At 70.0% G+C, this 20,216-nt stretch carries 16 protein-coding genes, 1 rRNA gene and 1 riboswitch; of the genes, 4 read left to right on the top strand and 13 right to left on the bottom strand.

The window, feature by feature from the left end; genetic code table 11:
* The first annotated feature begins 35 nt into the window (after positions 1–35).
* Positions 36–1,802, top strand: a complete 1,767-nt coding sequence (locus tag ACFV6E_RS00085; protein WP_385166151.1) for a substrate-binding and VWA domain-containing protein — start codon at positions 36–38, stop codon at positions 1,800–1,802.
* A gap of 83 nt (positions 1,803–1,885) precedes the next feature.
* On the opposite strand, the gene ACFV6E_RS00080 is transcribed toward ACFV6E_RS00085, so the two are convergent.
* Positions 1,886–3,406, bottom strand: a complete 1,521-nt coding sequence (locus ACFV6E_RS00080) for a glutamate--cysteine ligase (protein WP_385166153.1) — start codon at positions 3,404–3,406, stop codon at positions 1,886–1,888.
* 491 nt (positions 3,407–3,897) lie between these two features.
* Between ACFV6E_RS00080 and ACFV6E_RS00075 the strand changes: the two genes are divergently transcribed.
* Positions 3,898–4,482 (top strand): hypothetical protein, encoded by a 585-nt coding sequence (locus ACFV6E_RS00075; protein ID WP_385458488.1) that lies wholly within the window; start codon positions 3,898–3,900, stop codon positions 4,480–4,482.
* A gap of 508 nt (positions 4,483–4,990) precedes the next feature.
* Positions 4,991–5,197, top strand: coding sequence for a DUF5999 family protein (locus ACFV6E_RS00070; protein WP_385174968.1), 207 nt, complete (start codon positions 4,991–4,993; stop codon positions 5,195–5,197).
* Positions 5,198–5,306: 109 nt separating this feature from the next.
* Here the strand turns inward: ACFV6E_RS00070 and gcvP are convergent, their stop codons facing one another.
* Positions 5,307–8,192: an aminomethyl-transferring glycine dehydrogenase gene (gene gcvP / locus ACFV6E_RS00065; RefSeq protein WP_385458486.1), complete on the bottom strand. Its 2,886-nt coding sequence runs from the start codon at positions 8,190–8,192 to the stop codon at positions 5,307–5,309.
* A 179-nt stretch (positions 8,193–8,371) separates the two neighbouring features.
* Positions 8,372–8,498: riboswitch (glycine riboswitch) on the bottom strand.
* 147 nt (positions 8,499–8,645) lie between these two features.
* Between gcvP and ACFV6E_RS00060 the strand changes: the two genes are divergently transcribed.
* Positions 8,646–9,035: a PRC-barrel domain-containing protein gene (locus ACFV6E_RS00060; RefSeq protein WP_385458484.1), complete on the top strand. Its 390-nt coding sequence runs from the start codon at positions 8,646–8,648 to the stop codon at positions 9,033–9,035.
* A gap of 400 nt (positions 9,036–9,435) precedes the next feature.
* Here ACFV6E_RS00060 and ACFV6E_RS00055 read toward each other — a convergent pair whose 3' ends face one another.
* The 11 genes from ACFV6E_RS00055 to rrf form a co-directional block, all read right to left on the bottom strand.
* Entirely contained in the window at positions 9,436–10,881 is a 1,446-nt protein-coding gene (locus tag ACFV6E_RS00055) for a DNA polymerase IV (protein WP_385174977.1), read from the bottom strand.
* 46 nt (positions 10,882–10,927) lie between these two features.
* Positions 10,928–11,599, bottom strand: a complete 672-nt coding sequence (locus ACFV6E_RS00050; RefSeq protein WP_385174980.1) for a MerR family transcriptional regulator — start codon at positions 11,597–11,599, stop codon at positions 10,928–10,930.
* Between the two features lie 267 nt (positions 11,600–11,866).
* Positions 11,867–12,340, bottom strand: a complete 474-nt coding sequence (locus tag ACFV6E_RS00045; RefSeq protein WP_006123076.1) for a bifunctional nuclease family protein — start codon at positions 12,338–12,340, stop codon at positions 11,867–11,869.
* An 84-nt stretch (positions 12,341–12,424) separates the two neighbouring features.
* Positions 12,425–13,180 (bottom strand): MerR family transcriptional regulator, encoded by a 756-nt coding sequence (locus tag ACFV6E_RS00040; protein WP_385458482.1) that lies wholly within the window; start codon positions 13,178–13,180, stop codon positions 12,425–12,427.
* 48 nt (positions 13,181–13,228) lie between these two features.
* The gene (locus ACFV6E_RS00035; protein WP_385458480.1) at positions 13,229–14,203 is read right to left on the bottom strand and encodes an FHA domain-containing protein; all 975 of its coding nucleotides are present in this window, start codon (positions 14,201–14,203) and stop codon (positions 13,229–13,231) included.
* A gap of 61 nt (positions 14,204–14,264) precedes the next feature.
* A complete protein-coding gene (locus tag ACFV6E_RS00030) occupies positions 14,265–15,188 on the bottom strand; it encodes a DUF881 domain-containing protein (protein WP_385174989.1) in 924 nt (307 codons plus the stop codon).
* A 5-nt stretch (positions 15,189–15,193) separates the two neighbouring features.
* Entirely contained in the window at positions 15,194–15,526 is a 333-nt protein-coding gene (locus ACFV6E_RS00025) for a small basic family protein (RefSeq protein WP_003988855.1), read from the bottom strand.
* Positions 15,523–16,425, bottom strand: coding sequence for a DUF881 domain-containing protein (locus ACFV6E_RS00020; protein ID WP_385174992.1), 903 nt, complete (start codon positions 16,423–16,425; stop codon positions 15,523–15,525). The genes ACFV6E_RS00025 and ACFV6E_RS00020 overlap by 4 nt, the downstream gene beginning before the upstream one ends.
* A gap of 129 nt (positions 16,426–16,554) precedes the next feature.
* On the bottom strand, positions 16,555–19,050 hold the full coding sequence (locus ACFV6E_RS00015) for a sugar phosphate nucleotidyltransferase (RefSeq protein ID WP_385174994.1): 2,496 nt from the start codon (positions 19,048–19,050) through the stop codon (positions 16,555–16,557).
* 114 nt (positions 19,051–19,164) lie between these two features.
* Entirely contained in the window at positions 19,165–19,773 is a 609-nt protein-coding gene (locus ACFV6E_RS00010) for a CDP-alcohol phosphatidyltransferase family protein (protein ID WP_385174997.1), read from the bottom strand.
* 164 nt (positions 19,774–19,937) lie between these two features.
* Positions 19,938–20,054 (bottom strand): 5S ribosomal RNA (rrf, locus tag ACFV6E_RS00005).
* Positions 20,055–20,216 lie beyond the last annotated feature (162 nt).

Genomic DNA, 20,216 nt, shown 5'->3' with positions numbered 1-20,216 from the left:
CTTCCCGGCTCGGGGCTTCACCAGGGAGGGCCGTCATGGGACGTCACAGCTTGCCCGACGCGTACGGGGCGGATGCCACCGGCCCCCGTCCCCGCGCCCGCCGCCGCGCGGCCGTCGCCGCGCTGCTCGTGCTCGCGGTCGCGGCGGGCACCGCGACCGCCGTGCGCAGCGGGCTGCTCTCCTTCGGCTCCTCCTGCCGCGACCAGGCGGTACGGCTGGACATCGCCGCCTCGCCCGACATCGCCCCCGTCCTGGCGAAGGCGGCCGACCGGGTGCGGGCCGGCAACATCACCTCCGACGGCCGCTGCATGGACATCGGCGTGACGGCGCGCGAATCCGCCGACGTCACGGAGTCGCTGCGCGCGGGCAAGCGGTCAGCGGCCCAGGTATGGGTGCCGGACTCGGAGCTGTGGGTGCAGCGCGTCACCGCGGAGAACGGGGCGACCCCGGTCACCCGGGCCGGCAACGTGGCCTCGTCGCCGGTGGGCGTGGCCATGGTCCCGGCGGCCGCCAAGTCGCTGGGCTGGCCGGAGAAGACCTACACCTGGACGGAGCTGGCCGGTGCGACCCTCGGCGGCGACGGGCCGCGGCTCGGCGCCGCGGATCCCGCCCGCAGTGCCACCGGGCTGCTCGCCCTCACCCGGCTGAGCAGCGCCGCCGGCGGGACGGACGACGGGGCCACCCAGGTGGCCGCGCTGGCGAAGGCGCTGTCGAAGCGCACCTCGGCCGGGGACGGCCAGGTGCCGGCCACCCTGTCGGACGGCTCGGACGGCGGCGGCGCCAAGGGCAACCAGGCCGTGGTCCTCTCGGAACAGGCCGCGTTCGCGTACAACGCCTCGAAGGACCGCGCCGACAGCGCCGGCGACGTCGACCTCTTCTATCCGAAGGACGGCTCGCCGCGCCTCGACTACCCCTTCGCGCTGGTCGACGAGGCACGGCTGAGCACGGACGAGAGCCGCGCGGCGCTGCGGTTCATGACGCTGCTGGCCCAGCCGGAGGGGCGCCGCGACCTGGCGGAGCACGGCTTCCGCACCGACGCGGACACCGCCACGGACGATAAGGCCGTGGCCACCGCGGCGGGCGGCCGTTCACCACAGCCGTACGACGCGGACGCGCCGCGGCCGGACTCGGCGCAGGCGGTGCAGGAGGCGCTCGGCATGTGGACGATCACCGTGCAGAACGCCCGGATCACCACGGTCGTCGACGCCTCCGCCTCCATGGCCGAGGAGGTGCCCGGCACCGGCCGGTCCCGGATGGACGTGACGAGGGAGTCGCTGCGGCAGGCCCTCGCGACCTTCACCGCCGAGGACGAGATCGGGCTGTGGGACTTCGCCACGCGGCTCGACGGGGCCCGCGACTACCGGGTGCTCGTACCGACCGAACGGCTCGGCGCCCGCGAGGGCGACGGCACCCAGCGGGACCGGCTGTCCGCCGCGTTCGGCCGCCTCGCCCCGGTCCCGGACGGCGCGACCGGCCTGTACGACACCACGCTCGCCGCGTACGAGGCGGCCACCGGGTCGTACGCGAAGGGCAAGTTCAACGCGGTGGTCCTGCTGACCGACGGGGTCAACGAGGACCCGGGCAGCGTCTCGCGCACCCGCCTCGTCAAGGAGCTGCAGAAGCTCGCCGACCCGGAGCGGCCGGTGCCGCTGATCCTCATCGCCGTGGGCCCGGAGGCCGACAAACGGGAGGCCCAGCAGATCGCCGCGGCGACCGGCGGCTCGGGCCACAAGGTGAACGAGCCCTCGCAGATCCAGGCGGTCATGCTCAAGGCCATAGTCGCGGCAAGCACCCAGAACTGACCCGTACGTGTGGCCGGCAGCCGCACCTGGCCTCCGGTCACGCCAAGCACCCGCAGCTCACCGCTCCGATGCCTCCCGGCTGCTCACCGCCCCGACGCCACCGCCTCCGGCAGCCCCACCGGCCAGGTGTGGACCGGTTCACCGGTGAGCATCAGTTCGCTGTAGCGCTTGGTGGTCGCGGCCAGGGCGGCCTCACGGGAGAGCCCCTTCTCCAGTGCGCGGTGGAACGTGGCCGCCTGCCAGCTCGCGCCGTTGACCCGGCGCCGGCACCGCTCCTCGATCACGCCCAGGTAGAAGTCCCGGTCGACCGGCTCGACGCCCCAGGCGTCAAGGCCCGCCGCGGCCAGCGGCAGCAGCTCCTCGCGCACCAGGTGCACGGCGTCCATCGTCGTGGTCCCGCCGTGCCTGCCCCGGCGCGGCCACTCGAGGCGCGCCTCGATGCCGTCGCGGCAGGCGGCCTCGAAATTGGCGGCGGCCTTCTCGAACGGCAGCCGCGTCCACACCGGCCGCGGCTCGTCGGCGAGCGCGCGCACCACCCCGTAGTAGAAGGCGGTGTTGGCGACTACGTCAGTGACCGTGGGCCCGGCGGGCAGCACCCGGTTCTCCACGCGCAGGTGCGGGACGCCGCCGGCGATGTCGTACACCGGCCGGTTCCAGCGGTAGACGGTGCCGTTGTGCAGCACCAGCTCGGCCAGCTTCGGTGCGCCGCCGGCGTCGAGCACCTCCTGCGGGTCCTCGTCGTCGAAGATCGGCAGCAGCGCCGGGAAGTAGCGCAGGTTCTCCTCGAAGAGGTCGTACGCGGAGGAGATCCACCGCTCGCCGAACCAGGTGCGCGGACGCACCCCCTGGGCCTGGAGCTCCGGCGACCGCGTGTCGATGGACTGGAGGAAGAGCGGCACCCGCGACTCCCGCCACAGCTCGTGCCCGAACAGGAAGGGCGAGTTGGCGCCGATTGCGACCTGCGCGGCGGCGATCGCCTGCGCCGCGTTCCACACATCTGCGAACCGTCCGGGCGTCACCTGGAGATGCAGCTGTACGGAGGTGCAGGCGGCCTCGGGCGCGATCGATCCCGAGGTGCAGACGAGCCGCTCCACCCCTTCGATGTCGAGCCGGAAATCCTCCCCGCGGGCGGCCACGATCTGGTCGTTGAGCAGGGTGTAGCGGTCGACGTCGGAAAGGTTGGAGGAGACCAGGTCGTCCCGGCCGAGGGTCGGCAGAATGCCGATCATCACGATTCCGGCGTCGACCTCACGGGCCTTGCGGTCGGCGTACGCGAGGGACGTGCGCAGTTCCTCGGCGAGCTGATCGAATACCCGCCCGCCCAGTCGATGGGGAGCAATGTTCACTTCCAGATTGAACATGGCGAGTTCTGTTTGAAAATCACGGCTCGCTATCCGCTCGAGAACCTGCGCATTCATCATGCGGGGCATACCGTCGGGCCCCGCGAGATTCAGCTCGATCTCCAGCCCCATCAGGTCCCGCGGACGCTCGAAGCGCTGCTCCTTCAGCAGCCTCTCCAGTACCGTCAGGCACTGCCGCAACTTGTCGCGGTAGCGCTGGCGGTCGGACAGGTCGAACGAACCCGCCACGACCTTCTCTCCCATCGAAGCGTCCCTTCTCGGATGGGCAGACCGAGGAATCGGCCGCTGTAGTGCACGGTCACCGCTCATGATGCCCCGGCATCGCGATCCATAACGTCCCGGCGACTCCCGGGGCCCGCTACGCTGGACACGGGTATCCTCTGGCACATTCGTCAGGCATGGAACAGAGCGCAGTTTCTGTCCCACCGGCCCTGGTGAAAAACGCCGACGAGAATCAGCCGTCCGCGCGCGCACGAAAATGCGAGGTCAGCGGCGAGCGAGCGGTTCGAAACAGGGATGAAGCCCCGCCTATTACCGACTGATTAGGCCCTTGTTCGTCATCCCCGGAACAGCTAGCCGAAACACTGTCTGAACACGCATCGTATAAACTCCGCAAACGAGGCAGAGAGTTGGCGCTCGCCGTCATTGCATCCGCCCCTCTGACCCGAGAGCTGACAGCGCCGTCCGCCCCCGCCCTCGCGCCCCCCTGCCTGTCGAATGAGAGGCGACCCACCATGCCCCTGCATGTCTCCCCGGCTCCCGCGCCCGCCCTGCGCTCGGTCCTCACGGCACTCGGTTCACCCACCGCGGTCCACGAGGCGCGCACCCCGTCCCTGCGCAAGGCCCAGGGACCGGCCACCCCCGAACTCCCGCTGCCCGTACACGTCCTGGACCGGATCACCCCCGCGGGCGCCTCCGCCACCCGGCTCTCCGGGTGGCGTTTTCTGATCCGCTGCGGTGAGCGCGCGGTGGCCGCGGCCGACACCAGGCTGACCCCCGACGGCTGGGCGTTCTCGCACTTCTTCGAGGGCCCCTACGTCGCCGCCACCGAGCGTGCCCTGCGGCACGCGGAGAACGTGCAGAAGGCCTACCAGCCCCGGCTGCTGTCCGTGCCGGAGCTCTACATGCTCACCCTGTGGCTGCACGGCGACTGCCGCGCGGACGCCGCCACCGGGCATCCGGCCGCCACCGACCTGCTGGTTCCCCTGGCGCCCGCACCGCCCGGTATCGCGGCCCACCGCCCGCACCGCGTCGCCGAACTGCTGCCCGTGCTCACCCACCGGCTCACCCCGGCCCCGCTGCTCAGCTCGCCCGCGTAAGAACGCGAACACGGAACGCGTATCGCGAAGTGCCCCGCCGCCGTTTCACGGCCGCGGGGGCCGTCGCGCGTCCGGGCGGCCGGGCGCGCGGAAGAGCCCGGACCACCCCCCGGCCCCGGTGCCCCGCGCCCCGGTTTACCACCGCAAACCGGCACGGGTTGTCGCGTGGGCCCCCGCCGGTTTTCCCGGGCGGGGGGCAACTTCGCTCTTCCGTGCTGCCGGTCGCTCGAAAGAGCCCGGAACACCCCTCGTCCCGTCCTGACTAGCCCCATCCGACCACGCCGAACCATCCGAAAAGACGGCTGAGTTGAGATGAACCGTCCGCGCGGGTGATGCGTCATCAACCTGTGAGAAGTGCTGCTGGGAAATCCCTGCGGATTGACGCCCGTGGGGCAACACTGGTTCCAGACCGACTTATCAACGGGGGGCGGCCATGAACGACGTTCCGAGCCGCAGGACAGACAGAACAGCCATCTCATTCGTCACGACGAAGCGAAAGATCCCATCCATGTGCCAGCACCAGCCACCGTGTCCGACAGCCGACTCCGCCGACCGGGAAGCCGCACTCCATGTGGCCCACCACCCGGAGCAGGGATGGAGCCTGCTGTGCAACGGCGTTGTGCTCTTCGAGGACACCGGTGAGCTCCTGCCGGACGGCCGGATCATCGCCCCGCACCGCCCGCTGGGCCCGGACCAGGTGATGACGGCCGCCTGAGCCACCGACCGGGCGGCTGCCACAGCCGCCCGGTGCACACCGTACACATGAGGGGCCGGCCCGGAGCAGACGCTCCGAACCGGCCCCGACGCATGTCCGGCGGCGGCCGCTACTCGGCGTACGCGTCCAGCGGCGGGCAGGAGCAGACCAGGTTCCGGTCGCCGTACGCCTGGTCGATGCGGCGCACCGGCGGCCAGTACTTGTCGGCGGCCGAGACTCCCGCCGGGAAGACGGCCTCCTCGCGGCTGTAGGCGTGCTCCCAGTCACCGCCCAGCGCGGCGGCGGTGTGCGGGGCACCGCGCAGCGGATTGTCGTCCGCGGGCCACTGGCCGGCGCCGACCTTCTCGATCTCCGCGCGGATGGCGATCATCGCCTCGCAGAACCGGTCGAGTTCGCTCAGGTCCTCGGACTCGGTCGGCTCGATCATCAGCGTGCCGGCCACCGGGAACGACATCGTCGGCGCGTGGAAGCCGTAGTCGATCAGCCGCTTGGCCACGTCGTCGACGCTGACCCCAGTCGCCTTGGTGAGCGGGCGCAGGTCGATGATGCACTCGTGCGCGACGAGCCCGCCGGGCCCGGTGTACAGCACCGGGAAGTGCGGCTCGAGGCGCTTGGCGATGTAGTTCGCCGACAGCACCGCCACCTGCGTGGCCCGCTTCAGCCCCTCGCCGCCCATCATCCGCACGTACGACCACGAGATCGGCAGGATGCCCGCGGAGCCCCACGGCGCGGCCGAGATCGGACCGACGCCCGTCTTCGGACCGGCGGCGGGCTGCAACGGGTGGTTCGGCAGGTACGGCGCCAGGTGCGCGCGCACGCCGACCGGGCCGACGCCGGGACCGCCGCCGCCGTGCGGGATGCAGAACGTTTTGTGCAGGTTCAGATGCGAGACGTCGCCGCCGAAGTGGCCCGGCTTGGCGAGCCCCACGAGCGCGTTGAGGTTGGCGCCGTCGACGTACACCTGGCCGCCCGCCTCGTGCACCTGCGCGCAGATGCCGGCGACGTGCTCCTCGAAGACGCCGTGCGTCGAGGGGTACGTGATCATCAGCACGGCGAGTTCGTCGCGGTGCTGCTCGATCTTCGCCCGCAGGTCCTCGACGTCGATCTCGCCGTCCCCGGCGGTCTTCACGACGACGACCTTCATCCCGGCCATCACGGCGCTCGCCGCGTTGGTGCCGTGCGCGGAGGACGGGATGAGGCAGACCGTGCGCTGCTCGTCGCCGTTGGCGCGGTGGTAGCCGCGGACGGCGAGCAGTCCGGCCAGCTCGCCCTGCGAACCGGCGTTGGGCTGCAACGACACCTTGTCGTACCCGGTGACCTCGGCGAGCCGCTCCTCCAGCTCACGGATGAGCGTCAGGTAGCCCTGCGCCTGTCCGGCGGGCGCGAAGGGGTGCAGCGCGCCGAACTCGGGCCAGGTGACCGGCTCCATCTCCGTGGTCGCGTTGAGCTTCATCGTGCAGGAGCCCAGCGGGATCATGCCGCGGTCGAGCGCGTAGTCACGGTCGGACAGCCGGCGCAGGTAGCGCAGCATCGCCGTCTCCGAACGGTGCTGGTGGAAGACCGGGTGCGTCAGGTAGTCGTCGGTGCGCAGCAGCGACTCGGGCAGCGTGTCGGCGGCCGACGCGTCCAGCGCCTCGATGTCGCCCCCGACGCCGAACGCGGTCCAGACGGCGGCGAGCTGCCGGCGCGTCGTGGTCTCGTCGCAGGCGATCGACACGTGGTCGGCGTCGACGAGGTGCAGGTTGACCGCTCCTTCGCGCGCGGCGGCGACGACCGCGGCGGCCCGTCCGGGCACCCGCACGGTCAGCGTGTCGAAGTAGGCGCCGTGCACGACCTCGGCCCCGCCCACCGTCAGCCCCTCCGCGAGGATCGTGGCGTACCGGTGCGTGCGCCGCGCGATCGTCCGCAGCCCCTCGGGCCCGTGGTAGACGGCGTACATGCCGGCCATCACGGCGAGCAGCACCTGCGCCGTACAGATGTTGCTGGTGGCCTTCTCGCGGCGGATGTGCTGCTCACGGGTTTGCAGGGCGAGCCGGTACGCCTTGTGTCCGTCCGCGTCGACGGAGACGCCCACGAGCCGGCCCGGCAGGCTGCGCGCGAACTTCTCGCGCACCGCCATGTATCCGGCGTGCGGCCCGCCGAAGCCCATCGGCACACCGAAGCGCTGCGTCGTACCGACCGCGATGTCGGCGCCGAGGTCACCGGGCGAGGTCAGCAGGGTCAGCGCGAGCAGGTCGGCGGCGACGGTGACCATCGCGCCCAGCTCGTGCGCCTGCTCGATGACGGGCTTCAGATCGCGTACGGCACCGGAGGCGCCCGGGTACTGGAGCAGTACGCCGTTGATCTCGCGCTCGGCGATCTCGGCCGGGATGCCCTCGCTCAGGTCGGCGACGACGACCTCGACACCGGTCGGTTCGGCGCGGGTGCGGATGACGGCGACGGTCTGCGGCAGCGCGTCGGCGTCGATCAGGAACAGGCCCTTCTTGTTCCGGCCCATCCGCCGCGACAGGGACATGGCCTCGGCGGCGGCGGTGCCCTCGTCCAGCAGCGAGGCGCCGGAGGTCGGCAGCCCGGTCAGCTCGGCGACCATGGTCTGGAAGTTGAGCAGCGCCTCGAGCCGGCCCTGCGAGATCTCCGGCTGGTACGGCGTGTACGCGGTGTACCAGGCCGGGTTCTCCATGACGTTGCGCATGATGACGGGCGGGGTGAACGTCCCGTAGTAGCCCAGGCCGATCATGGAGTCGAGAACCTGGTTGCGATCGGCCAGGGAACGCAGCTCGGCGAGGACCTCGGCCTCGGTGCGCGCGCCGGGCAGTTCCAGGGCCTCGGTGTTCTTGATGACGTCCGGGACCGCGGCGGCCGTCAGCTCGTCCAGTGATCCGTATCCGACCAGGGCGAGCATCTTCGCGCGCGCCTCGTGGTCGGGGCCGATGTGGCGCTGTTCGAACGGTATGCCCTGCTCGAGCCGGGAGAGCGGAATACGGTGGGCGGTCATTGCGGGAGGCCTCCTGGTCTGACGCGACCTGCGAGGGGCACCACGGCGCGGGTACCCCGACGGCCTCCCCCTCTGTCATCTCGACCTGAGAGCTTCACCGGACCCACCCGAGGGTGCTCCGGCTTTCACCGTCGGTGAGAGCGGAGACCGTCGACCCCCGCCCTGCTTTCCAGAGTGACCTCGTCCGTGCGGTACGTGTGCCTGAGAGATTCCGGGGAGGATTTGCTCCTTCGGCGCCTCCGACGACGTCGACTTCCGCTTCGACTTCGACTTTCAGACTTCGGAGGACTCTCCCGCACGGGGTCAGCAGCCATTTGCCAGCCTACCAGCGCACACAACGTACGGGCTTTCGAGTGGCCGCCTCCCCGAAAGTGCTCTTTCGTAGTGCTTACGGCTTACGGACGAGTTGCGACCGTAGTGCCCATGGTTGAGCCGCGACCAGGAGGAGGGCCCGTGCAGACCGACATCGATCCGCGCAACCTGATCGGCCGCAAGGCGTTCGACCGCGAAGGCACCAGGCTCGGCACCGTCGACGAGGTGTATCTCGACGACGCGACCGGGGTGCCGGAGTGGGCGGCGATACGTACGGGCCTGTTCAGCCGGGACGCCTTCGTCCCGCTGGAGCCCAGCGAAGTGATCGAGGGCGCCCTCCGGGTCCCCTTCGACCGCGCCCTCATCAGGGACGCCCCCGACTTCGGCGTCGGCCGCCACCTCTCCCCCGAGCAGGAACTCCAGCTCTACCACCACTACGGCCTCGACCTGGCATCCCCGCCCTCCCCCACACCCGCCCACCACGACTTCGGTCACGTCGCAACCCCGGAGGCCCCCCGGGACATCCCCTGACTCCTCCCCACGTCCCCCTCCATCACTTCCGTGCGGATCGCATCACTTCCGTGCGGATCGCACCGACCCCGGACTCGTCCGCCCGCTCCTCTCCCCGTCCCGCTCTTCCCGTCCGCCGCCTCACGCGAGCCGCCCCTGCCACTGCACTCCCGCAGCTCCCGCAGGCCCCCTCCGCCACGTCGCAGGCCACCTCCGTGACCTCCGTACGGATCTCATCCACCCTGGGCCCCGTCGGCCTGCCCCGCTCGCCGCTTCCGGCTCCCGGCCTTCACACGGGCCTCTTTGGCCGGTTACGCCCACACACCCCCTCCGTCACCTCCGCGCGGATCGCACCCGCCCCGGCCCCCGTCCGCCTGCTCTTCTCCCCCGTCCGCCACCTCGACGCGAGCCGCCCTCCCGGTCACGCCCGCACGTCCCCCTCCGCCGCCTCCGTCTCCCCTTCAGCCCCCGCCACCAGCGGCAGCGGATCCACCGGTGTCAGTTCCGGGTCGTCGGTCCGGAACGTGCGGACCCGGCCCGGGGCCGAGTACGGCGTCTCGAAGCGCACCGTCACCCGGCCGAGGCCGCTGCCCTGCACCCACCCGTGCCCGTGCTCGGCGTGGCATACATCGTGACCCGCGGGCCAGCGCCGCTCGGCGGGCGGCACCGGCGCCACCGACGGCACGGCGGGCTCCCGCGGCGTGACCGAACCCTCCGCCACCTCCGCCGCTTCCGAGGTCTCCCCCGCGTCACCGGCCTCCCCGGTCTCCCGCCCCGGCGGCTCCCCCGCGGCGGCCAGCGCCTGTGCGAACAGGTCCTCCTGCGTGTAGTCGGCGAGCCCCGTGACCCCCACGCCCAGCAGCCGCACCCCGCCGGTCGTGTCCACCGGCTCAAGCAGCCGCGCGGCGGCCTCCCGTACCACCGCGGGATCGTCCGTGGGCCCCCGCAACGTCTCCGACCTGGTCAGCGTCGAGAAGTCGTAGCGCCGGACCTTGAGCACCACGGTCCGACCCGACCGCCCGGCGGCCCGCAGCCGCTGCACGCACCGGTCCGCGAGCCGCTGCACCTCCGTGCCCACCCGCACCCGGTCGTGGATGTCCACGTCGTAGGTGTCCTCGACGGAGACCGACTTGGTCTCCCGCTCGGCCACCACGGGCCGCTCGTCGTGCGCCAGCGCCATGGCGTACAGCGCGTGCCCGTGCGCCTTTCCCAGCAGCCGCACGAGCTCGTCCTCGCCCGCCTCGGCGATCTCCGCGACCGTGGTGATCCCGGCCCGGCGCAGATGGTCCCCCGTCGCGGGTCCCACGCCCGGCAGCGTCCGTACCGGCATGGGCCCGAGCAGCGCCCGCTCGGTGCCCGGCTCGATCAGGACGAGACCGTCGGGCTTCGCCTCCTCGGAGGCGATCTTGGCGAGCATCTTCGACGCGGCGAGCCCCACCGATCCGGTCAGCCCCGTGACGGCCCGGATGTCGGCGCGCAGCTTGACCCCCACCAGCCGCGCCGATCTCTCGTCCCAGGCCACCCCGCCGGCCTCGAGATCGACGAACGCCTCGTCCAGGCTCAACGGCTCCACCAGCGGCGACAGCGCCCGCAGCAGCCCCATCACCTGCTCACTGATCTCCTTGTAGAGCCCGAAGCGCGGCACCAGATACGCGGCGTTGGGGGCGAGCCGGCGGGCCTGCGCCATGGGCATCGCCGAATGCACCCCGAACACGCGCGCCTCGTACGACGCGGTGGCGACCACACCGCGCGGTCCGAGCCCGCCCACGACGACGGCCTTGCCGCGCAGGCTCGGCTTGGCCGCCTGCTCCGCCGAGGCGTAGAAGGCATCCATGTCGAGATGCAGGATCGTGGGCGCGGTTCTCACATCTCCGATGCTGCCCTACGCCACTGACAATGCCGTGCCCCGCGTCTCAGACCGCTCTGTTGCGCCGCCGGGCCAGCTCGTCCGCGGGGTTGTGCCGCACCAGCGTCTCGCCGGTGTCGACGCGCTCGCCGTGCAGTTGCGACAGGGCGCCTTCCACGTCGCGCCAGACCACGCCCACGGCGATGCCGAAGATTCCCTGGCCCCCCTGGAGCAGTTCGTGCACCTCGTCGGGCGACGTGCACTCGTAGACCGTCGCGCCGTCGCTCATCAGCGTCATCCGCTCCAGGTCGCGGAAGCCCCGCTCCTTCAGGTGCTGGACGGTGGTGCGGATGTTCTGTAGCGACACCCCGGTGTCCAGGAACCGCTTGACGATCTTCAGGACGACGACGTCCCGGAAACTGTAGAGACGCTGAGTGCCCGATCCGTGGGCCGGCCGGACGCTCGGCTCCACGAGTCCCGTACGGGCCCAGTAGTCGAGCTGGCGATAGGTGATGCCCGCGGCCGCGCACGCCGTCGGACCGCGATAACCGATCTCCTCGGAAGCCGTCCCCTCGTCCGGCACCGGCGTCGGCCGCTGCGAAGCGGGGCCGACCGCACCGCCGTGCTGGGAATACCCCCCGCCGGAGCGGGGCCGAGAGCTTGAGGGAGGGAACGGTCCGATCTCCCCCAGACCGCGTCCGGGGGCACCCCCAGCCGTACCGTCGCCGCTGCTTCTCACGCCGACCTCCGTCCTTGACCTGCCTTCTCGACGGTAGGCAGTCACCAGGGGTGCGTCAACGATCGCCACACTCGGCACGCCGAGTGATAATCACCCTAGGAGTGGTTTCCCGTGCCCCACCGCGGGGAAAGGCTAGCCGAATGCTCTCGGCGCGGGCCGTCCGACGCCTCAATGGCCCCCGGCAAGTGCCGCCGGCTCCCGGCTCTCTCGCGGATCACTGACGGTCGGCCACCGGTCGCCGGCTCCCGCTGCCGGCCCCGCCGCCGATCACTGACTGTTGGTCCCGAAGTCCTCGGGCGAGATCTGGTCGAGGAACTCGCGGAACTTCTCCACCTCGTCCTCCTGCTCGTCCGGGATCGCGATACCGGCGTCGTCGAGCACGCCGTCGCTGCCGTAGATCGGCGTCCCGGTACGCAGGGCCAGCGCTATGGCGTCGGACGGACGGGCACTCACCTCGACTCCGCTGGCGAACACCAGTTCCGCGTAGAAGACGCCTTCACGCAGGTCGGTGATGCGCACTTCGGTGAGCTCCTGGCCGACGGCCTCCAGCACGTCCTTGAACAGGTCGTGGGTCAGCGGTCGGGCGGGGGCCATGCCCTGCTGGGCGAAGGCGATCGCCGTCGCCTCCCCCGGCCCGATCCAGATGGGGAGGTAACGGTCGCCTCCCACTTCACGCAGGAGCACGATCGGTTGGTTGGAGGGCATTTCGACCCGGACACCTACGACATCGAGCTCGTTCACACAGCAACCCTAGGCCGTGCCCGGGACGTTTGGGTAGTCGGGCAGGAAACGGGTGGAGGATCCACAGCTGGAAAAGGCCCCGGATCAGGGGAGCCGTACGCCCAGCGCGGTCTGCAGCAGAGCGGCGTGCAGCTTCACCGTGAGCCCCGCCAGCTCCTTCGTACGGGCCTCGGCATGCGCCCTGGTCTGCGGATTGCGGTGCCTCCGCAGGGGCGCCACCACCTGGTCCACGAGGCCCGCCTCCCGGTCGGCGGCGGCCTTCATGGCCCGCAGATGCCGTGGCTCGATCCCGAACCTGGCGAGCTCGGTCACCAGCGTGGCGACCGTCACCACCTCGGCGTCGTACGTCCCGTCCGGCAGCGGTGCGACGAGTCCGTACGACTCCCACTCGGCCAGCTCGCGCTCGCCGATCTCGGCGGCGGCGAGCAGCTCCGCACGCCCGATCCGCGCCGCCGTGGGCCCCTCGGGCTCCCCGAAGAGCTCACTCAGGCGCTCTCCGTCCCCCGCGTCACGCTGACGTCCCAGCGTGGGCAGCCGGACGTCCTCACCGCGCTCCAGGGCGTCCAGATACTCACGGATCACCTTCAGCGGCAGGTAGTGGTCCCGCTGCATCCGCAGCACCTGGCCGAGGCGCTCGACGTCCTGGAGGCTGAACTTGCGATAACCCGACGGGGTCCGCCGCGGTTCGACGAGCCCCTCCGACTCCAGAAACCTGATCTTGGAGATCGTGACTTCGGGGAATTCGTCGCGCAGCGCGCTCAGCACCGCGCCGATGCTCAGCAGCTCACTGTCCGCGGCGGCGGTACCGCTGCCGGCACCGCCGCTCGGTGTTTGAAGCATGGACCTTCCCTTGGGTCCCCCTGTCGGGGTCTTGCGGGTCAGACGGCCTCAGACGGCCCGCTGGCTCGCGTAGAAGACCAGCCGGTACTTACCGATCTGCACCTCGTCACCGTTCGACAGCGCGACCTCGTCGATCCGCTCCCGGTTGACGTACGTGCCGTTGAGACTGCCGACGTCGGCGACGGTGAACGAGCCGTCCGCGGCGCGGCGGAACTCCACGTGGCGGCGCGACACCGTCACGTCGTCGAGGAAGATGTCGCTCTGCGGATGACGCCCCGCCGTGGTCAGCTCGCCGTCCAGCAGGAAGCGGCTGCCCGAGTTCGGACCGCGGCGCACCACCAGCAGCGCCGAGCCCAGCGGCAGCGCGTCGACGGCCGCCTGCGCCTCCGGGGAGAGGGCCGGCGAAGCCGTCTGCCCCGTCACCTCGGCGTCGTAGGCCTCGAGACCCGAGATGGAGATCGTGGAGGTCGTCTCGGAAGGACGCTCCGGAGCCGCGCCGCCCCGCAGCGGCGCACCGCAGTTGGAGCAGAAGCGGCTGTTCTCCGCGTTGCTGTTGCCGCACCTCGTACACACCAGGGCCGACATGGACGGATCCTCCTGCCGCGGCTGCCCCCCAGGGGCATGGGACGCGTACGGATCGGAGGCGTACCCTCCACCCGCACCTGAGGTCGACGGATCCTGGAAACCTATGCGGCCGGAAGCGGCAGGGTCAACAGACGGCGCGCCCTGACCACCGGAAATGTCACCACCCGGACCAACGACCTGATCCCGGAACAGCGGCCGCTCACCGGCCTGCCCCTCCGCTTCCGCGGAGCGCGGCGCACGATGCCGGGCGGTGGCGCTGTCGCCGCCGTCTCGTGCGCTCTTGCCGAACAACTTCCCAAACAACTTCACGGGCGATTCCCCTTGACCGAAACAGACCCGCCCGTGGGGCAGGACGAACCCTGATTGCTCACACCGGCCGACCCGGACATCATCACAACGTCCGTAGCCACCTGACAGTTTCCACCACGCACCACCCAATCGGTGCGTCGACCCCCCGCAAGCTCATGCCCTTGCCCGGCGGCCCCCATGCGCCCCCGGTTCACTGGGAGGACGACCGAGCGTAGTCAGGGCGCTTCGCCGCTCGCAAGGCATCCACAATGATCTTCGTCGAGCGGTCCACCTCCACGGTGGCCTGCTCCTTCTCCAGCGTCTGCACCACACCTCCGGGGATGTTGAGCGCCGGCTCCAGGTCCTGCGGCTTGCCGATGACCTTGAAACGATAGGGCTGGGTGATCTTGTTCCCGTCGACGCTCACTCCGCTGCCCGAGTCGGTCAGATAAGTGTCGGCGACCACACGCACCCCATTGACCTGGATCGCCTCCGCTCCGGCCGCGCGCAGCTCCTGGATGGCGTCGAGCAGCATGTCCGCCTCGACCGTCCCCTTCGTGTCCGTGATCGTCAGCGTGATGCCGGGACCCTGCGCCGCCACCGTGCCCGCCAGGATGCCGAGTTGCTTCTCCCGCTCGGCGGTCTGCTTGCGGGCCTCCTCGGCCTGGTTGGAGCTGTTGCGCAGCTCGGTGCGCTGGTCCTCGAGACCTTGCTTCTCGTCCTCAAGACGCTGAGTACGGTCGTCGAGTTCATCGAGGATGCGTACGAGATCCTCCTGGCGTGCGCCTCGCAGCGCGCTGTCCCCGTCGCTGTTGGAGGCCACCTGCACGGCGAGCCCGAAACCGAGCCCGAACAGCAGCAGGGCGACGATGAGTTGGGCCCGCGTCACCCGCGGCGGCCACAGCCCGTTCACCAGCCGCTGACGGCCGGTCAGCTGGGGCCCGGTGTCCTTGGCGGACCGTTCCGGCACACCCGCGGCCGAAGCCGGGGTCGGGGCCGGGGCTGGGGTGGAGGCCGCGGGCGCCGTGGGGACGGCGGGGGCCACGGGGACCTCGTCGGGCAGCTCTCTGCGCAGCCGGTTCCCCGAAGTCTCCGGGACTCCGGGGGCCTTGGGTGTCTCGTCCTCTTGGCTCATCGCTCTCACGCCCGGAACACATGCCGGCGGATCGCCGCGGCGTTGGAGAAGATGCGGATGCCCAGGACGACGACCACACCCGTGGACAGCTGCGCGCCGACGCCCAGCTTGTCGCCCAGGAAGACAATGAGCGCGGCCACCACCACGTTCGACAGGAACGACACCACGAAGACCTTGTCGTCGAAGATGCCGTCGAGCATGGCCCGCAGCCCGCCGAAGACGGCGTCGAGCGCCGCGACGACGGCGATCGGCAGATAAGGCTCGACGACCGCCGGAACCTCGGGCCGGACCAACAATCCAGCCACGACTCCCACGACGAGGCCCAGTACGGCGATCACGATGTGCCCTTCTCTGTGCTCGGCTCTGCTGTTCGTACGATCAGACTCGGTGCGGCGGGCAGCCGGACGTCGTCCTCCGCGGTGATGCCGGTCCTGATGTCGAAGTTCTCCTTCAACGCGTTCAGGTACAGCCCGTCGGCGCTGTTCTGGAACTTGGTGCGCAGGCTGTCCCCGTCCCCCACCGCGAGGACCGTGTAGGGCGGCACGAGCGGCTTGTTGTCGACCAGTATCGCGTCACCCGCGGCCCGGATCGCCGACAGCGCCGTCAGCCGCTGCCCATTGATCGACACCGCCTCGGCGCCCGACTGCCACAGCCCGTTGACCACGCGCTGCATGTCCCGGTCCCGCACCCGCCCGGTGTCGGAGAAGTCGGACGTCTGCCGGGGATCGCCGTCGCCGCCCGACGAGGCGTTCTTGGCGTCGTTCACGACGAGCTTCACCCCGGGGCCGTGCACCGCCGTGGCGCCCGAAAGGAGGCCGACCAGATCGTCCTCGTCGCCGCCGTCGTCCTTGAGCGCCTCCCGCCGACTGGCGCTCACCTCGTCGCGCAGGGTGTCGACCCGGCCCTCGAGCTTGTCGGCGGCATCGGTCTCGCGCTCGATGCGGTCGATCAGTTCCTCGCGCTCCTTGGCGACCACGGGGGCCGCCACCCGGGCCTGCGCCGCCCCCACGGTGACCACCAGGGCCGCGAGCACCAGGCCCGCCGCGAGACCCAGCTTCGCCCGCACCGTCTTCGGCATGCCCCCGGCACCCTCGGCCTGCTTGCGGGCGGCGGCCTCGGCGTATCCGTCGTCGAGGCTGTGGTCCATGACGTTGGTGAGCAGCGACATGGAGGCGTCCGGGCGCGACGGTCGCGCGGGGGTACTCCGAACGGGGGGCTGCTGCGGCATGCCGCACATCGTCGCACGTCGCCGGTGCTACCTCCGAACGGGCCCACCGGCGTGCCGGACAGGCCCCCTTGGGGGCACTTGTCCGGCACGCGCGCGTACGGGGTGTCTACCGGCCCGCACGCGCGCGTGGGTGGTGCTTTACCGGCCCGCGCTGTCCACGATCGCCGACCACTCGTCAAGCAGGGCCTGCGCGGACGCGTCGTCGGGGCCCTCCGCCCACAGGTGCGTGACCGCCTCCGCCGGGTCCGGCAGCACCATCACCCAGCGGCCGTCGGCCTCCACGACCCGTACACCGTCGGTGGTGTCCACGGACCGGTCTCCGGCCGCCTCCACGACCCGTCGCATGACGAGCCCCTTGACCGCCCAGGGCGTGGCCAGATCACGCCTGAGGACGTGCGCCCGCGGAATCCGCGCGTCGATCTGGCTCAGCGTGAGCTGCGTCCGCGCCACCAGGCCGATCAGCCGTACGAAGGCAGCCGTGCCGTCGAAGACGCTGCTGAACTCCGGGATGATGAACCCGCCGCGCCCGTCGCCACCGAAGATGGTCGACTCGTCGCGGCCCACCCGCGTCAGATCGTCCGGCGACGTCGTCGTCCACTCGACCTGCGTCCCGTGGTAGGCCGCCACCTGCTCGGCGATCCGCGTGGTCGTCACCGGCAGGGCCACCCGCCCACTGCGCCGCTCGGCGGCCACCAGGTCGAGCATGACCAGCAGCGCTCGGTCGTCCTCGACGATCCGACCCTTCTCGTCGACGAGCGAGAGCCGCTCGCCGACCGGGTCGAACCGCACCCCGAACGCGGCCCCGGCGGACGCCACGATCTCGCCCAGCCTCACCAGCCCCGACCGACGCGCGTCCGCCGTCTCCGTGGGCCGCGACTCGTCCAGACCCGGGTTGATGGTCAGCGCGTCGACACCCAGCTTGCCCAGCAGGCTGGGCAGCACGAGCCCCGCGCTGCCGTTGGACGCGTCCACGACCACCTTGAGCCCGGACTCCGCGATCCCCGTCGTATCGACATTCCGCAGCAACGACCCCGTGTACGAGTCGTACACACTGGCCGGGAAGTGCAGATCGCCGATCTCACCCGGGAAGGCACGCCGGTACTCCTGGCGCGCGAACACCCGGTCCAGCTTCCGCTGGCTCCCCTGCGACAGATCCGCGCCCTGCCCGTCGAAGAACATGATGTCGACGGAGTCCGGCACACCGGGCGTCGTCCTGATCATGAGCCCGCCGGCACTGCCTCTGGCCGTCTGCTGCCGGGCCACCGGCAGCGGTACGTTCTCCAGGTCCCGTACGTCGATGGCGCTGGCCTGGAGCGCGGAGATGACCGCTCGCTTCAGGGCCCGGGCACCACGGGAGTGGTCCCGCGCCGTCGTGACGGTGGACCCCTTCTTGAGCGTCGTCGCGTACGCCCCCGCGAGGCGCACGGCGAGCTCCGGAGTGATCTCCACGTTCAGGATCCCGGAAACGCCACGGGCACCGAACAGGTGCGCCTGTCCGCGTGACTCCCAGATCACCGACGTGTTCACAAAGGCGCCGGCTTCGATCGTCTTGAAGGGGTAGACGCGGACGTTCCCCTGAATGATCGATTCTTCACCGACGAGGCACTCGTCACCGATGACGGCTCCGTCCTCGATCCGCGCGGCCCGCATGATGTCGGTGTTCTTGCCCACGACACATCCGCGCAGATTGCTGTGCTGCCCGATGTAGACGTTGTCGTGCACGACCGCCTTGTGCAGGAAGGCGCCGCTCTTTACGACGACGTTCGACCCGACGACGGTGTGTTCCCGGATCTCCGCGTTCGCCTCGACCTTGGCGTAGTCACCGATGTAGAGCGGCCCCCGCAGTACGGCATCCGAATGCACTTCGGCGCCTTCGGCGACCCATACGCCCGGGGAAATCTCGAAACCGTCGAGCTCGACGTCGACTTTGCCCTCGAGAACGTCGGCCTGCGCCTTGACGTAACTCTCGTGCGTACCGACGTCCTCCCAGTAGCCCTCGGCGATGTAGCCGTAGATGGGCTTGCCTTCCTTCATCAACTGCGGGAAGACATCACCGGACCAGTCGACGGGCACATCGGCCTCGACATAGTCGAAGACCTCGGGCTCCATCACGTAGATACCCGTGTTCACCGTGTCCGAGAAGACCTGGCCCCAGGTCGGCTTCTCCAGGAAGCGCTCGACCTTGCCCTCCTCGTCCACGATGGTGATACCGAATTCAAGGGGATTCGGCACACGGGTCAGGCACACGGTGACCAGTGCGCCCTTTTCCTTGTGGAAATTGATCAGCTCGGTGAGGTCGAAGTCGGTCAGGGCATCGCCGGAGATGACGAGGAAGGCATCGTCCTTCAGTGCTTCCTCGGCGTTCTTGACACTCCCGGCGGTACCGAGTGGCTTCTCCTCATTGGCATAGGTGAGCTCCATGCCGAGCTCTTCACCGTCACCGAAATAGTTCTTGACGAGCGACGCCAGGAACTGGACAGTAACGACTGTCTCATTGAGCCCATGCCTTTTGAGCAGCCGTAGCACGTGCTCCATGATCGGCCGGTTGGCCACCGGCAGGAGCGGCTTGGGCATGCTCGAGGTCATAGGGCGAAGGCGCGTACCTTCGCCACCGGCCATCACGACGGCCTTCATGTCGGAAGCGTCCTCCTTGAAGAGACGACGGTCTCGCCGACTTCACCCGTCCAAATTGTCCCGCACTTTTCGCCGGCGGGCCAACGAGCCACTACAGCCGCGCAATGGGCGAGCTCAATCGGCGGTGGCATCCGCCCTGACAAGGCGGCGCACCTGGACCATATAGAGGACTCCTGCCCACCAGTACAGCGTTGTACCCCATCCGGCGAACGCCCATCCGAAAATCGCGGCGAGCGAGGAGATCCACCCGCTTCCGTCGCTGAGCAGCAACAACGGGAAGGCGTACATCAGGTTGAAGGTGGCTGCCTTGCCCAGGAAGTTCACCTGGGGCGGCGGATAGCCGTGACGTCTCAGGATCCAGACCATCACCAGCAGGACCAGCTCACGGGCCAGCAGCGCACCGGTCAGCCAGAACGGAAGAATCTCGCGCCAGGTGAGGCCCACCAGAGTGGACAGGATGTAGAGCCGGTCGGCCGCGGGGTCGAGCAACCGGCCGAGGCTGCTGATCTGATTCCAGCGCCGGGCGAGTTTCCCGTCCAGGTAGTCGCTGACACCGCTGAGCATCAGCACCAGCAGTGCCCAGCCGTCGCTCTTGGGGCCGCCGAACTCCGGCCTGAGGATCAGCCACAGGAAGAGGGGTACGCCGACGAGGCGCGCCATGCTGAGGATGTTCGGGATGGTGAGGACCCGGTCTGTCTGGACGCGAGTCTCCTGGACCTCCACCCGGGGGCCTCCTGTGGGAAACGAACCAACGATGCCCCCTGACCTTACCCGTAGCCCTCGCACCACAGAACGAGGGGGTGATGACGTCGTCGTCAATACACCTGGAAAACAAAAAAGCTCCGGCTCCTGGGCGTAATTACCCAGGAGCCGGAGCTCCAATTTTAGTTCGGCGGCGTCCTACTCTCCCACAGGGTCCCCCCTGCAGTACCATCGGCGCTGTGAGGCTTAGCTTCCGGGTTCGGAATGTAACCGGGCGTTTCCCTCACGCTATGACCACCGAAACACTATGAAACAATCAACCGGAGCCGCAAACCTGACGGCTGCGACGGTTGTTCGTGGTTTCAGAACCAACACAGTGGACGCGAGCAACTGAGGACAAGCCCTCGGCCTATTAGTACCAGTCAACTCCACCCGTTGCCGGGCTTCCATATCTGGCCTATCAA

Source organism: Streptomyces sp. NPDC059785, assembly GCF_042732375.1.
In the GTDB taxonomy this organism is placed as follows: Bacteria; Actinomycetota; Actinomycetes; order Streptomycetales; family Streptomycetaceae; genus Streptomyces.
Note: the sequence above shows the minus strand (reverse complement) of the source record. Positions and strands in the feature narration are given on the sequence as shown.

What these genes read in the sequence shown, in the direction of transcription:
- gcvP (WP_385458486.1), bottom strand. Translation starts at nt 8,192, where the DNA reads ATGACCGCCCACCGTATTCCGCTCTCCCGGCTCGAGCAGGGCATACCG.
- ACFV6E_RS00040 (WP_385458482.1), bottom strand. Translation starts at nt 13,180, where the DNA reads ATGCTTCAAACACCGAGCGGCGGTGCCGGCAGCGGTACCGCCGCCGCG.
- ACFV6E_RS00070 (WP_385174968.1), top strand. Translation starts at nt 4,991, where the DNA reads ATGTGCCAGCACCAGCCACCGTGTCCGACAGCCGACTCCGCCGACCGG.
- ACFV6E_RS00085 (WP_385166151.1), top strand. Translation starts at nt 36, where the DNA reads ATGGGACGTCACAGCTTGCCCGACGCGTACGGGGCGGATGCCACCGGC.
- ACFV6E_RS00080 (WP_385166153.1), bottom strand. Translation starts at nt 3,406, where the DNA reads ATGGGAGAGAAGGTCGTGGCGGGTTCGTTCGACCTGTCCGACCGCCAG.
- ACFV6E_RS00015 (WP_385174994.1), bottom strand. Translation starts at nt 19,050, where the DNA reads ATGAAGGCCGTCGTGATGGCCGGTGGCGAAGGTACGCGCCTTCGCCCT.
- ACFV6E_RS00020 (WP_385174992.1), bottom strand. Translation starts at nt 16,425, where the DNA reads ATGTGCGGCATGCCGCAGCAGCCCCCCGTTCGGAGTACCCCCGCGCGA.
- ACFV6E_RS00075 (WP_385458488.1), top strand. Translation starts at nt 3,898, where the DNA reads ATGCCCCTGCATGTCTCCCCGGCTCCCGCGCCCGCCCTGCGCTCGGTC.
- ACFV6E_RS00030 (WP_385174989.1), bottom strand. Translation starts at nt 15,188, where the DNA reads ATGAGCCAAGAGGACGAGACACCCAAGGCCCCCGGAGTCCCGGAGACT.